This window comes from Yoonia maritima (assembly GCF_043641945.1).
Taxonomy (GTDB): Bacteria; Pseudomonadota; Alphaproteobacteria; order Rhodobacterales; family Rhodobacteraceae; genus Yoonia; species Yoonia maritima_B.
The window spans coordinates 218,672-231,967 of sequence record NZ_JBHZRX010000007.1 but is presented as its reverse complement, the minus strand read 5'-3'; the positions used below and the strand labels follow the sequence as shown (position 1 = coordinate 231,967).

Below are 13,296 nucleotides of genomic sequence, written 5' to 3'. Positions count from 1 at the left end.
TCGATTACGTTGAGAGCGTTAGTATGGATCAGTGTGGAGGGTTCCCATCCCAACAAATTTCAAATTACGGACGAATGGACTAGGCTCAACCTAACATGCTGGGTGAAGCAGCCGGTAAATCCCAAACTGGACATTGATCGCGATGTCCCAATTCTGGGGCTGCATTTCTCAAGGCGCACCTTCACGCCATTTCCAATGTAATTTCATTCGCCTCGGTTGTTTAGCGACTCCTAGTCGATCTGCTTATTAATCAAATTGCGCTAGAAACTTTTGGGCAACTGCCAAGTGCTCGGTTTTAGTTTCAATTGGCATCCGCGCACCGGTTCGACACATCATGGCCCAACGGGGATTACGAGATAGGGCATCTGAGTGTTTGAAAATGAACCGCCAATAGAGCCCATCCCAAATATCTGCCCAAGGTCCTTTGTTCCAATGACTCATCTTGCGAATGTAATTTGAGCCGGAAAAATACGGCTTTGTGGTAATCAGCCCGCCATCCGCGTGCTGGCTCATGGCATAAACATTGGGAACCATCACCCAATCATAGCTGTCGACGAACATTTCCATGAACCATCGATAAATATCATCTGGGTGGATTTCACACAGAAACATAAAGCCTCCGATGACCATCAATCGCTCGATATGGTGACAATAGCCAGTTTTCAGGACACGCCGGATGGTATCATCGACCGGATCAATTCCTGTCGTCCCATCATAAAACGCGGAGGGCATTGGGCGATGATGGTTCCAATGATTGGTGGTCCGCATGGGCACGCCAAGGTCTTGGTAGGTGGCGCGCATAAATTCGCGCCACCCGATGATCTGGCGTATAAAACCCTCAAGTGAATTGAGAGGAATAGCCCTACGCTCTGCGGTCTTCAAGGCAGCATCAAGAATCTGTCGGGGCGTAAGCAGACCGATGTTCAAGGTTGGCGTCAACACGCCATGCCAGAGCCAGTTCTCGCCCTCTACAATTGCGTCTTCATAGATGCCAAACTGGTCGAAACGGCGTTCGAGAAATTGCTTTAGCCAGGCTGCCGCCGCGCTATGCGAAGTCGGGTAGTAGAGCGTTTCGAGCTCTCCAATCGCATGCGGAAAATCACGTAACACACTCCTGCGCGCGGTTTCGTCGATATTATCCGATAACGGCCAATCAATCCAGGGCAGGCTTTTTAGCAGGGCTTTGGGTACCTTTTTGCGGTTGTCTTCGTCAAAGCTCCACTGCCCGCCCTTGGGTTGATCGCCCTGCATCAGAACGCCCAAACGGCGGCGCTGGCTTTTGTAATACTCGGCCATGAACCACCGTTTGCGCCCGCTGACCCATGCACGATTGTCGTTCTGCGTGTTCAAAAAACCGGGCGTTGGTAGGATGTTGAGCGTGATCCCAGCTTGTTCTGCAGCTTCGTGCAAGCGCCTTTCGGCAATGAAGTCAACTGGGTCCACCATGGTCACCTGCGTGATCCCTTCCGCCGCGAGTTCTTGGAACAGGCGCAAGCAAGCATCGGCGCGCCCGTCATAGGTGGTGATCGTCGAATTGAGACCCCGGGCAATTAAGTCCTGTTGGTATCGCGCCATGCTGGCCCGGTGCAGCCACAGTTTTTGTTTGTGCATATTCGCCGGATACTGTGGATCCCCGAAAAACAGCGGGTCTTCGAAGAGAACGACCTTGAATGGTGATCCGGCCAATCCCGGATGGTCCGCAAAGAGCTGATTGGGCAGAAGCACCGTGGCCGAGAGCAAGGTTTCACGTTTCATCAGGAATCTGTGCTCGGGCTGGCGGTCAGTTTCAGGTGTCGCAAGATGGTTGGGATCTTTTTACTAAACCCAAAGAATCCCGCTTTGGCATGGGGCCAAGAGATCTGATCATAAAGGCGCATGACCCGGCAAAGACTTATCCCGGCGTCGCGCAATATGGGCTCAGCCCCATCCAACCGGGCGCGGGACGGACCAACCGGCAGATGAGCTGTTGCGATGGTTGTGACACCAGCGCGTTGTGCCGCCTCGATCAGTGGCGCGCTCCAATCATCGGCCGCCTGAATGTCGCCCCCGAATGGTGCCAATACGGTATCCATCGCGCTTTGTGCAAACGCCGTGGGAATGCTACCTAAATGTTGAGGTGAAAGGCCTTTCGTTGCCAACAGGCCCAAGACCCCCGCAGGTGATGAGGGCAAGACATCTGGGCCGCACATGTCTTCCTCGGTCAACAGCAATAGATATGCGCCTGTGGGCGGGGCGTGAGGTGCGGGAATCGCAACACGCGGATGATTGCAGGTTTCGATTAACGGCTCGGCTATCTTGGCCAACCCTTTCGGGTGGAACCTCCCGCCGGTATATTTGGCGATGTTCTCGGGCCGCGCGAGATAGGTTTTGCCTTTGGTGTGAAGACCCGCCACCCATCGCCAACTCAGCGTGTTTGAAGCCGGATCGCCGTCCAGCAAGTGGCGCAAAAACAGATCAGCGCCCAGCTCCCATGGAAGGCGCAGCGTGAAGATCCAGATCGATGCCATCCACATGCGCGCGTGATTATGCAGATAGCCCGTGTTAACCAGCTCGTCTGTCCAATGATCAAAGCAGTCGATACCAGTCTGCCCTGACACTGCATCGCGGTAAGTCGCGCGCAGGTCTGTGTCAATTTCCAGTCTCCGCAGACAGCTCAGCAGGTTTTTTTGATAGCTGTCCCATACGCTTGGGCGCTGTTCCAGCCAACCTTTATAATAGGTACGCCAAAACACCTCTTGAATGAATTTGTCGGCACCCTTCATACCGTGGGCAGCCAGAACGCGCGTCAGGATTTCTTCTTCGGTGATCAACCGGTGACGCAACCACGGCGACACTACCGATACGTTGCGGCGCTGGGTGCGGCCAAAATCATAGTTGCGGGAGTTTGCATAATAGCGGCCTGCGCGCGCGGCGAACTGTTCAAGACGTCTGAGCCCAGCAGCGCGCGTTGGCATAAAGTCGACGCGCTCCTCTGGCTCTGAGGGAGTGGAAAACAGATCGGTCATGACGCGGCCCGGCAGCGTTTAGAACAATACTTAACCTCATTCCAAACCTTTTTCCATTTCTTGCGCCATGCGAATGGCCGCTTGCAAACAGGGCAAGTTTTAAAGGGCAAATCTGATTTTTTGCGCATCTTCACAATGGGTCTCCGAATGGCAGGTTGAGTTGCCCTGTATCTGGCATTTTCGCAGTTTTTTTACGGGCTCGCGGCGTGGATTTGCGACTGGCATGTTTGGCCACAATGTCCTGCGCCTGTTCCCGAAACTGCTGGCCTTGTCGGACGCTCCACACCTTTTCGCGCGCGGCTTTTGCAGCCGCAAAATGGTCGAATATGCGCGCGGGATATGTGGCGTCGATCACATTGCCTAAGAGATCGGCCTTCCATGGTTCGTGGATGTGCGGATCGGGGATCGCGGCCAATTCAGGCAGCCATTTGCGAATAAAAACACCTTTTGGGTCCTGATCGTATCCTTGCTTAACCGGATTATAGATGCGCACCGCATTGATACCTGTGGTGCCAGACTGCATTTGCACCTGACTCCAATGAATGCCCGGCTCATAATCGGTGAACATGCGCGCCAGATGGAGCCCCGGTGCACGCCAATCGAGCCACAGATGATAAGACGCCGTCGCCATTACCATCGCCCGCATCCGAAAATTCAACCAGCCGCTCGCGCGCAAGGATCGCATACAGGCATCCAAAAACGGATACCCGGTTTCCCCCCGCGCCCACGCTGCCAACAACGTTGCATTGGGCGTTTGCGGGCGTAGACCATCATAGAGGCGATGAAGGTTCTCAACCTCGATTCTTGGCTCATCTTCGAGCTTTTGAATGAAGTGGCAGTGCCAGTGCAGGCGCCCAGAAAACGACTTCAGAGATTTGCGCCATGCCTTGGCTTCTGGCGGCAAGGCGCGCCGTCTTGCCTCCGTGGCCTTCGCCACCTCGCGCATCGATAGCGCCCCCCACGCCAAATAGGGCGATAGGCGCGAACAGGCTGTCGCGCCCTCAACCGGGCTGGACATGGCGCTTTGATAATATTCGCCGCGCACGTTCAAAAAACTGTTCAGGCGCTCGATCCCGGCGCGGCGCCCCCCCACCTGCCGATCGCGACACGTATCATAGGCCAGACCAAGACTGCTAGCGCAAGGAATGCCCCCTACGTCAAGGCCGATCGGCGCCAACCGGGGCGCGATTGATATAGACTGTTTCATGAGCGCTTCCCAGTGACTAGACCAGCCGTTTCGCGATTTTAGCCTGCGCCACACCCCATGGTTTTGCACCTCGTGCCATGGAACACCTTGGCCCCTACACCATGCAGCGACCTCAAGATCGCGCTTATATGTCCAGCCATTTCCTGTTTCTTCATGTGACCAGAGCGCCGTGATGCTAAGCCGCTTCCGCAGTTCCGTGAGCACATCAATCACCGCACCAGTGCGTATCAATAGGGGCTGTCCTAGGCGGGCAAGATCTTCTCGGAGCTCAAACAGGGTCTCGGCGACGAATGCCCATTGGCGATAGGACGCATCTGGTTGACGCCAAAGCTCAGGCTCAATGATATAGAGCGGCAAAACTGGCCCTAGCTCAGCCGCCATTGCCAATGCTTTGTGATCTTTCGCCCGTAGGTCTCTTTTGAACCAAACAATCTGCACGCTCAACGAACCTTCTGGCATAAAACAACATATCAGTTAATACGGTGTAAACGCGTGATTGGATTTCTATTCGCAGCCAACTTTTCGAGAGCGTTCAACTGACCTTGCCGGCCCAAACCTGTCTTTGTCTGGACGCAGCTTGGATGTGCCCCAGCAATGGTCAGGCTCGCCAAGCCAATAAAAGACGAATGCCTGCTTACATGCCGATAAGCATGCCGTGTGGAAAACGCAGCGAGTGACAGCTTCCCGCGATTGGTATCGATCGACATGAACGGCCCAAACAGCCCACGAACAAGCACTGGCATCAACCGCGCAGGGGCGAAAGGAAAGCCTTTGAGTCGCAAAAGGCAAAGCGAATGCGTCCCAGTTTTGAAATATCCTCTAAAATCAGAGCTTCGTTGTCCCGAAAAAGGTAAAACTATGTGTCGCCCCACATGAACGTCAGATGACTTTGACCTTTGCGTCATAAACTGACCTGATCCCTTCCCAGACCCGCGAGGGTTGTTTCGTTTGATCCCGTTTCTCAACCGGAAAATCGGGGGCGATTTGGAGGAAAGACGGCGAAGCCGCCTGCTCCTGCAAATCTGCCACGTGGCGAACGCGGAGGGGGGCGAAACAGGACAAATCGACAAGGGTGGTGCGGCCACGGCCTTGTCTATTTGTCTTGTTCGAGGGGGGAGGCTGCGCCTCGACCCTGTCGGCAAAGGGCGTTTGGCTTGGCCAAATCCCCTGCGCCAAAAATCAATGGGCTGGCCCGGCTCCAGCCGGGTCTCAATGTCTTCTTGGGATGGTCAGCGGTTGTTGGACCTGATTGCGGCGAATGTCCCGAAAGAGCCCCAATTGATCGATGCTGCAACCTGCATGAATGTCTGCTCAGCTTTCGGATTTCTATCAGAACAATCACACAATTGTCATAATTTTCTACCTTAAAGCATGTGTTGGTATGAGAGGAAGTACATGAGTACTGTTCTTTATTTTGTCGTCGTCATCGCCGCATTTTTTGCAGTTGTTCACCTGTTGGATCGGTTTGTCTGGCAACCAAAACGAAGGAAGGAGGCAGAGGCAGCACCTCGTGTCACCCTCGCTGAAGTGAGGTCATTTTGGAATGACATTGAGAAAAGCAACCTACCCATTGCCAAAGCCACTGTTCAGGATCGACCTCCACTGACGCCACAAGAAAGCAGGATCGGCGGCGCTCCACTCGCTATAGGGAACGATGCGGTTTGGCCAAGAAATGCAAATAGTTTCCCGAAGGCACTAGTTGCCCAAATAAATTTTGCTGACCTGCCTCAAATTGAGGGATTCCCAAAACGCGGAGTACTTCAAATATTTTCATCGTTCGAGATGATCGATGATACAGGCGCGTGCGACAGAGTGATCCGATGGGATCCCGATCCTCAGGCGGATGAACTCATTGAGATTCCTAGTGAAATTCAGAAGAACACACGTCAAACAAGAGACTTCTCCGAAACTGCCAGGTGTGTTGGGCTGCCATTGGCGTTCGCAGCTGATACGGCACCCGGCAATCCATATAACTGGCCGTTCGAAAAGAACGATCCAACAATGGAGAACAGGCTCCCTGAAAACGAAGAGGTCGCTGCAATTCTTGGAGAATGGGAGGACAGGTCGGAACGGATTGTGGCTGGGTATGGTGACCATTGGGTCGGTGGTCATCCTACCTTTGTACAATATGACGTTCGTGGTGAATTTCCCGCATGTCGGCATCTGGATCGCGTTTTGTTTCACTTGGGCTGTGACGATCAAATCAATTTAGGCGACGCCGGATTGCTAAATGTAATGATTAGCCATGAAGCCTTAGCGCATAGGGACTTTCAGAAAGCCTACCTGACCTTGGATTGCGGTTGATCCTCGTTTAGGTCGCAACCGTCCTAAAACTAATCTTTCGCGCAAGCAGCCATTGGCGCAGCCGCAGCGAAATGGCGCTTCGTCCCGCATACCTGACTTTAGACTGACGCTCGCTCAACGGCAGAGATGCCGAGAAATTGCTTGAGAAGTCTGTGTCTTGGTTTCTTGTTCACACTCTCATGAGAAGGCGGTCGCCTCGAATTTTTCGCCAATGCGCTTCCGTTGAGAATACTAGCCACATGCGTGGCTCAGCGCTCTTGTTTCAAATATCCGTGTTTGAAATTCTCGTATGGCTTCCAGAATTCGGCTAAGTGCTTGAAATTAAATGGAGGCGAGTACCGGAATCGAACCGGTGTACACGGATTTGCAAGACTGTCTACAAGTTTAAATTCTTTATTTCTTTTCAATTACTTACCACACCCCTGAGATCGCAAGTGCCATCTAAGTGCCATCGCGCTACAAGGCCGTGAAAGCCAGTATCGGTGACCCTGATGGGCGTTGCAGCGGATCGCAAAATCGGCTGCCTCATGTCACTTTCACCGCCCGCTTTGCGGCGCAGATTTCGGCAAGTTGGATTTGAGGTCGGGACGGTCGGGCGGCGCTATCTCTGCCCCGATGACGGAAAAAGTTATCAGGTTCTAGCGCTCGCCATGTAGACGGCTGCTCGGGGCTTGGCTCACGGCTATCCTGATCCAAAGCTAATGCGGGTTGGCTAACCAGTATCGCGATCCTGCGCCGAAAAGAGCGGGCGTTCTAAATCGAAAAATGTATTAACTAACAATCTTATATAGAAGTCGGATTTGTCAGTTTCACTTGGAGTGATCACTGGCCCAGCGTCGAAAGGTACAAACATCATTGCCTCATCGACACCGGAAACCCCTAATATACCATTTGATGTAATTAAGACGATTGATGTAGATAAATATTCTTCGGACCGACCGTTCATCAAATCTATGTCGAAGCTTTCAGTACCGAGGACATGAGCTGATCTCCCAATCCCGAAAACTAGAGATAATATCACGAGGAGTAAGGCAAAATGCAGTGATAAGAAACCTTTAATGTGCCTGAGCAAATTGGCACGATCAACACTGATAATATCGTTTACAATGGAAAGAGATCGTCTCAATCTAAGTTTGAATGAGCCTCTCGAGCTTCCATCGGCGAAAGACCAATCCTGAAAACGCATCAAAATAATAAGAGTAACAGCCGCCTGAAAAACGACATACTGCACCAGATAATAGGCTACATAGAGAAAACCGTAATAAATGAATGTCGCAAGTATGCAGATTATTGCAATTTTGGCTCCTAGATATAACAAAGCGAACACACCTACGAGGGATGAATACCGTATCAGCACCTCATAGCGCATCTCTGATTTCTGTTGGACTTTGATAATTAGTCTCACCCTCTGATCTATGGATCGTCGGTCGCGTAGTTTTCTTATCTCCTCACTCACTGTCTTCCTAGGTCCGAGGGATTCGCTACGCAAAGGTCGGGGTAAAGGGCGCCTGCCGTGCCGTCCGTGTCGGGATAGAACTATTAAATAGGGAATTACATGTCTAGTGGCTACCATGGCGATAACTTGGCTCAAAAAGCTTGCTATCGCAAAGTAACTCAAAGCAATAAAAACAACACTCGAAAATGAGGTAAAGTCTACGAAGGGGGGGACGCTACCGAAAGCGAAGAATGTAAAGCCAAAAAAATGTACGGTGGAAAAGGAAAATACAATCACCAAGTTTCTGGCAGCTTTTACGTAATCAATGCCTTCAACGTACTCAATTAACCGACTGAATTTTGCACCACTTTCCTCCATCGTCTCTCCAATACTGACGCCCTATTATATGCTTCATGCATATTACTTTTCGCTAAGTTCGAGCAAGCGCTAGCAATCCCTTTGCTTCGCTTCACTACTTCCTTCAATTGGTACCCTCGATCCCATGAAGTGAGCCATGTATGCCGCGCAGGGGTACGAGGCCACTGTATTGGATTTTCGGACATGCTGTCCTGAAACCCGGACACTATGTCCGATTTTTGGACCTATCGCGCCCAATTAGGGCAGTGCCCCCTGTAGGGTGCAGCATTAGTCACCTAGGGCTCTTTTTTGCCGTTCTCCGATTTGCGGCATCATAAGCTCTCGGCCCGGATACGGTTTGCACGAACGGCCCAAACAAGACCTTGGCGTTGACGCGCGACGCTGCGCCGCAGCTTCCCCAAAGCGGACGTTGGCGACCACTTGCAGCATTTTGAGTGAGTGGATGGCTGCTAAGCGGACGAAGCCACCGTTCGCTAGAAAGTTATCAAGAGGTGTTTGACATGAAAGCTCCCGGTCGATTACTCAACAACCATGAAAGTTCACCCCTCACTAGCCGCACCCAGAATTGACCTCAACTCCCGATCAATTAAGCCAAAAGAAAAAATGGGAAGAAACGAGCGTTGCTGGTGTAATTCCGGTCTAAAATTCAAAAATTGCCATCTCAATCGCGCATCCCAGAAAAAACAGAGCCCTTTTGAGCTCGAACAAGCCATGTTCACCGAGTTACGAAAAGGCTACTGTGCGTATCCCGCGTCCCTATCAAGCGATCCTTGCAGTGACACGATAATCAAGGCCCACACTATACAAAAAGGAGGTGGACTTGCTGCGATAGCTGAATCCAATCATGTGCTTACCGTAAAGCCCCTCATGAGCGATCTAATGAAGACGAGAGGGCGGCCCCAGCCTCGTAAAATTGGGGTGAAACTTGCGTCAGTCTTTCCCGGATTTTGCAGCAAGCATGACAATGCTCTGTTTGAACCGATTGAAGGTAAGGAGCTTAACTTCACAAAGGAAACAGCCTTCCTTTTCTCCTACCGTGCGGTCGCCTACGAACGGTTTGCAAAGGAGGCACAGCAGCGATTTATTTTGTGTTCGCGTGAAGCTGACGCAGGAATGCCATTCCAGAAGCAAGCCGCTTTGCAACAGATCATTCAGGACAACTTGGTCGGGATCGAACTAGGAATGCGAGATGTCCAAAAGTGGAAGGCGCAGTTTGACGAAAAGTTGTTATCTGGCCCGACTGACCAATTTCACTTTGCAGCGGTGCGATTTGATCGAATACTGCCTATAGCCGCCTGTTGCGCCTTTCATCCCGAGTTTGATTGTGCGGGTCAACCACTCCAAAAATTGGAACAAAACCGTGTTGAGCTCGATCAGATCACTCTCACAGTTACTACATTTGGCAGCCAAACGGTTGTCGTCTTTGGCTGGATTGGCAATCAAGAAGGACCCGCGCGGTCTCTAGTAAACTCGTTTCTTGCAATTGAGGATTCTCGCAAAGCTGACGCCTTGGTGCGGCTTCTGTTCATTCATACAGATAACCTTTTTCTTCGCCCAAGTTGGTGGGAAGGCTTGCCTGAAAGCTCCCAAAAAGTTCTCAATGATATGTCTAGAAGTGGCACGGGTGAACGTGAGAGGACGGGTGAAGAATACGCAAATGACGGCTTAAGGCTTGTTTCTGCGAACAGTGTAGAACAGGTATCGAGATAGTCACGGCATTCGTCAGTCTGGGCTCATTACTGCCGTTCTCCGCTTTGCGGCATCATAAGCTCTCGGTACGGATACGGTTTCATTGGCGCTGCAAAACAGTTCGAGACTGGTCGCAGCTTTTCCGCCGTACAATTTAAGGCAGTCATGGTCACCACGGCAATTATACTAGGCCACTAAGTTGGTATATATATATTCGAGGAGAACAAAAAACACACAAATTGGAGGCGCAGTTCGGAATCGAACCGAAGTATCTGGAGTTGCAGTCCAGCGCATGAACCACTCTGCTACCGCGCCACAAATGTCAGACGAAACTGATCCTTTCAATCGCCGAATAATCGTGTTTGTTCAACAAGTGCCCGTATACGTCCATCGTGAAACTCGCTGAATGATGGCCCATCCAAGTCTTTATAGTTAAGGGGTCTACTGAGTTCGCGATGAGTTGAGATGCATAATAGTGCCTAAGGTTATGTATCGGAAAACGCTGAATGCCTGCACGGTCCAGAAGTGAATGCCAGCTTACCGCATTGCGATTGGCGTTGATGATGCGGCGCGCGGCCAGATCGCCCTGCGGAACGTTGTCGGCGAGCGCCTCACGCAATCCAAGAGTGGCGAGAGAGAAGAGTAAGAGAAAAAAGAGACAAGACTAAAAGTGATGTACCGCTAGACAGGAAAGTGATGTTTTGCAATAACACTGTTGCAGCTATTGGCTAGATGGGGTATGAACGATTAAACCCGCCACAATTTCTCGTGGCGGGCGATTCGGGGCCTAGTGTTGACGCACTATTATGGCCCAACAGAATGTGAGATTGGTATGTCAGAACACACGGATTCCGTCAAGGAAGCATTGCGTCTTATACGCAAATCTGCCGACGCCCTTAAGGAGCGTCAGCCTGATATCGCTACGGAGCGTTCTTTCCTTGTGGGCCGCTTAGAGAACGCCATTGAGTATATCGGCAGCCTTGAGTCTCTAACCTCGGCCCTTCCACCTGAACTTGGCAACATCAATGATCTACCGCAGGAGTTGCGTGACGAACTTCTGGTCGGCAAGACAGATGAGATTGAAGACCAGATTGTAACGGTCATTAACGCTTACGGCGGCGAAGCATCTCTCGATCAAATCCTTGTTGGATTATTCCGTAAGTTTGAGGTTGTTCAGAAGCGCAAGTTCCTCATGAACAAGCTCTATCGAATGCCGATGATTTGGAGCGTAGAAGGGCGGAAGGGTGTCTATACGACGCATGAGGCAATGGCTGGAAGTCTGGGCGTGAAAGATCGATCAGATAATGATAAGCAACCGTCGATATTCAAGAAAGATAAGATCGAAGACGACTTTGACCAAGACATCCCCTTCTAGGGGTAATCCCCGGCACTAGGCCGGGGTTGCAGATGTGGGGCTAGCTGGGTGCCGGGTGAGGATTCCCATCTACGGCCCGGAGGGTTCGATTCCCTCTAGCTCCACCGTTTCGGCCCCCTTCCACAAGGGGCCAAGGCAAGAGCCGCGCGGGGTCCAAACTCGTAGCGGCTCTTGCTGTTTATCTAAGAAGTCATAGACGCAAAGTCAATTCCGTAATGATTGGTATGATAAGCGACCGCCAAGCGTCCAGCGATACTTTGGCTTACGTTTCCCAAGATCTGCATCAATCCTCTGAAGGTCATGTCTATCGTGGTCCCATTGCTGGCGGGTCACCGACGTAGACGGCGAAATCTTCCAGCACCTAGAGTATTTGCCGTTTGGTGAGAGCGTATCGGACGAGCTTGTCATCGCAGCAATCGAGTATTTGGGCGTCGTCGGAGATGACGGCCTTCAAATCAATTGGGCTAAGTTCGTCGGTAGTTCCGAGGCAAACGTTTCGCGCGCTGCCGTTCGGTCCCTCGCTCGCATCAAGTCGCAGATCAGCACGACAGATGCTCTGCGTTTGATACAGTTTAAGGCCGCTAGGTTGATATATTCAAGAGGAGATAAGATCGCACAAATTGGAGGCGCAGTTCGGAATCGAACCGAAGTATCTGGAGTTGCAGTCCAGCGCATGAACCACTCTGCTACTGCGCCACAAATGTCAGACGAAACTGATCCTCTCAATCGCCGAATAATCGTGCTTGTTCAACAAGTGCCCGTATACGTCCATCGTGAAACTCGCTGAATGATGGCCCATCCAAGTCTTTATAGTTAAGGGGTCTACTGAGTTCGCAATGAGTTGAGATGCATAATAGTGCCTAAGGTTATGTATTGGAAAACGCTGAATGCCTGCACGGTCCAGAAGTGAATGCCAGCTTCGGGCGATCATATGAGAATGAGCAGGGGGCCGGTTGGAGACCGGACCACCGAAGATAAGCCTGTCGCTGGGGCCTGAAATAAGGCTCAGTTCGTTATAGAGCTTGATGGGAAGCGGAATATCTCGCTTCGCCTGCGGCGTTTTAACTGGACCGATTTCTGATGTCACCGGATCAGCCTTACGACGTATGCGAATATGACGCAGCCCCCAATCGATATCTCCCCAACGGACAGCTCGTACCTCAGAAGCTCTGCAGCCCGTCAGTGCAAAGAAGAGTATCAAAGGATAATATCTTACCCATGCCCTTCGCACTTGGCTATGGCAGTGCTGGTCGCGAAGAAAGCGTGCATACGCCAGAATGCGCTTGATTAACTCCGGATCTGGAAACTTCTCGCGTCGTTTACCGAGCTGCTCGAGCCTGAATTCTTCAGCGGGATCATCGCGAATAACCACGCGTTCGCTTGGATTCGAGCGAAGGTACCCACTATCAACCGCATATGCGAGGCTCGTTTTCAGCACGCTTAACGCATGTCGAGCTGTAGTCCTAGTGCCAGTCGACTCTGTTAGTTTTTGGGCAATTTTATTAAGTGCAGGGCGATCTAGGTCGATGACAGGTGTATTCCCGATCAAAGGAACGACATGACGCGTTGCATAGAGTTCATAGGATCGCAGAGTCGTGTTTTGCAGTGGCCGCCGCCCATGCCTCCCTACTTTGCAAGCTTCAAGGAACTCAGCAACGAGGTCACGCACCAGCAGCGTCCTTCCGACTTGCGCCGCTTTGATCATTGGATTCTGTCCAACGACACGGAGAAAGCTCTCGGCCTCTACGCGTTCTTTGAACTGTCTGTCCTTTAAGTTACCGGTCTGATCTAGAAAGCGAACAATGAAATAGGTGTAGATGCTTTTGCCAGCCCGCTTTTGTCGTTCATAGATTTTTGCTTGGAACATGACGCCAGTACTCCCCTTTCAAACTCAACTTTTTTA

11 protein-coding genes and 2 tRNA genes are annotated in these 13,296 nt (G+C 51.5%); 4 read left to right on the top strand and 9 right to left on the bottom strand.

Annotated elements, in window-relative coordinates:
• Positions 1 to 246: 246 nt before the first annotated feature.
• From ACHUEV_RS15595 to ACHUEV_RS15580, 4 genes are read right to left on the bottom strand one after another with little or no spacing between them, the layout of a single operon-like run.
• Entirely contained in the window at positions 247 to 1,755 is a 1,509-nt protein-coding gene (locus ACHUEV_RS15595; RefSeq protein ID WP_394181462.1) for a cryptochrome/photolyase family protein, read from the bottom strand.
• Positions 1,755 to 3,005, bottom strand: coding sequence for an FAD-binding domain-containing protein (locus ACHUEV_RS15590; protein WP_394181460.1), 1,251 nt, complete (start codon positions 3,003 to 3,005; stop codon positions 1,755 to 1,757). Before ACHUEV_RS15590 ends, ACHUEV_RS15595 begins: the two co-directional genes overlap by 1 nt.
• The gene (locus ACHUEV_RS15585; RefSeq protein ID WP_394181476.1) at positions 3,002 to 3,133 is read right to left on the bottom strand and encodes a DUF2256 domain-containing protein; all 132 of its coding nucleotides are present in this window, start codon (positions 3,131 to 3,133) and stop codon (positions 3,002 to 3,004) included. Before ACHUEV_RS15585 ends, ACHUEV_RS15590 begins: the two co-directional genes overlap by 4 nt.
• Before the next feature lie 2 nt (positions 3,134 to 3,135).
• Positions 3,136 to 4,650 (bottom strand): FAD-binding domain-containing protein, encoded by a 1,515-nt coding sequence (locus ACHUEV_RS15580; RefSeq protein WP_394181458.1) that lies wholly within the window; start codon positions 4,648 to 4,650, stop codon positions 3,136 to 3,138.
• 510 nt (positions 4,651 to 5,160) lie between these two features.
• On the opposite strand from ACHUEV_RS15580, the gene ACHUEV_RS15575 reads away from it, so the two are divergent.
• Together ACHUEV_RS15575 and ACHUEV_RS15570 are read left to right on the top strand one after the other, a co-directional pair.
• On the top strand, positions 5,161 to 5,580 hold the full coding sequence (locus tag ACHUEV_RS15575) for a hypothetical protein (protein WP_394181456.1): 420 nt from the start codon (positions 5,161 to 5,163) through the stop codon (positions 5,578 to 5,580).
• A gap of 27 nt (positions 5,581 to 5,607) precedes the next feature.
• A complete protein-coding gene (locus tag ACHUEV_RS15570) occupies positions 5,608 to 6,516 on the top strand; it encodes a DUF1963 domain-containing protein (protein ID WP_394181454.1) in 909 nt (302 codons plus the stop codon).
• Positions 6,517 to 7,228: 712 nt separating this feature from the next.
• Here ACHUEV_RS15570 and ACHUEV_RS15565 read toward each other — a convergent pair.
• Positions 7,229 to 8,329, bottom strand: a complete 1,101-nt coding sequence (locus tag ACHUEV_RS15565) for a hypothetical protein (protein ID WP_394181452.1) — start codon at positions 8,327 to 8,329, stop codon at positions 7,229 to 7,231.
• Positions 8,330 to 8,860: 531 nt separating this feature from the next.
• Between ACHUEV_RS15565 and ACHUEV_RS15560 the strand changes: the two genes are divergently transcribed.
• Positions 8,861 to 10,039 carry an SEC-C metal-binding domain-containing protein gene (locus tag ACHUEV_RS15560; protein WP_394181450.1) on the top strand — a complete coding sequence of 393 codons (1,179 nt, stop codon included), beginning with the start codon at positions 8,861 to 8,863 and terminating at the stop codon, positions 10,037 to 10,039.
• Between the two features lie 219 nt (positions 10,040 to 10,258).
• Here ACHUEV_RS15560 and ACHUEV_RS15555 read toward each other — a convergent pair.
• Positions 10,259 to 10,333 (bottom strand) — tRNA-Cys (locus ACHUEV_RS15555).
• A gap of 7 nt (positions 10,334 to 10,340) precedes the next feature.
• Positions 10,341 to 10,511, bottom strand: coding sequence for a tyrosine-type recombinase/integrase (locus tag ACHUEV_RS15550; protein ID WP_394181474.1), 171 nt, complete (start codon positions 10,509 to 10,511; stop codon positions 10,341 to 10,343).
• A gap of 339 nt (positions 10,512 to 10,850) precedes the next feature.
• On the opposite strand from ACHUEV_RS15550, the gene ACHUEV_RS15545 reads away from it, so the two are divergent.
• Positions 10,851 to 11,393 (top strand): hypothetical protein, encoded by a 543-nt coding sequence (locus tag ACHUEV_RS15545; protein WP_394181448.1) that lies wholly within the window; start codon positions 10,851 to 10,853, stop codon positions 11,391 to 11,393.
• Between the two features lie 621 nt (positions 11,394 to 12,014).
• Here ACHUEV_RS15545 and ACHUEV_RS15540 read toward each other — a convergent pair.
• Positions 12,015 to 12,089 (bottom strand) — tRNA-Cys (locus tag ACHUEV_RS15540).
• A gap of 7 nt (positions 12,090 to 12,096) precedes the next feature.
• Entirely contained in the window at positions 12,097 to 13,260 is a 1,164-nt protein-coding gene (locus tag ACHUEV_RS15535) for a tyrosine-type recombinase/integrase (protein WP_394181446.1), read from the bottom strand.
• Between the last annotated feature and the right edge of the window lie 36 nt (positions 13,261 to 13,296).

Bases quoted from the DNA above. Each gene is read 5' to 3' on its own strand.
- ACHUEV_RS15590 (WP_394181460.1), bottom strand. From the start codon at position 3,005: ATGACCGATCTGTTTTCCACTCCCTCAGAGCCAGAGGAGCGCGTCGAC.
- ACHUEV_RS15595 (WP_394181462.1), bottom strand. From the start codon at position 1,755: ATGAAACGTGAAACCTTGCTCTCGGCCACGGTGCTTCTGCCCAATCAG.
- ACHUEV_RS15535 (WP_394181446.1), bottom strand. From the start codon at position 13,260: ATGTTCCAAGCAAAAATCTATGAACGACAAAAGCGGGCTGGCAAAAGC.
- ACHUEV_RS15570 (WP_394181454.1), top strand. From the start codon at position 5,608: ATGAGTACTGTTCTTTATTTTGTCGTCGTCATCGCCGCATTTTTTGCA.
- ACHUEV_RS15545 (WP_394181448.1), top strand. From the start codon at position 10,851: ATGTCAGAACACACGGATTCCGTCAAGGAAGCATTGCGTCTTATACGC.
- ACHUEV_RS15585 (WP_394181476.1), bottom strand. From the start codon at position 3,133: ATGCGCAAAAAATCAGATTTGCCCTTTAAAACTTGCCCTGTTTGCAAG.
- ACHUEV_RS15565 (WP_394181452.1), bottom strand. From the start codon at position 8,329: ATGGAGGAAAGTGGTGCAAAATTCAGTCGGTTAATTGAGTACGTTGAA.
- ACHUEV_RS15560 (WP_394181450.1), top strand. From the start codon at position 8,861: ATGAAAGTTCACCCCTCACTAGCCGCACCCAGAATTGACCTCAACTCC.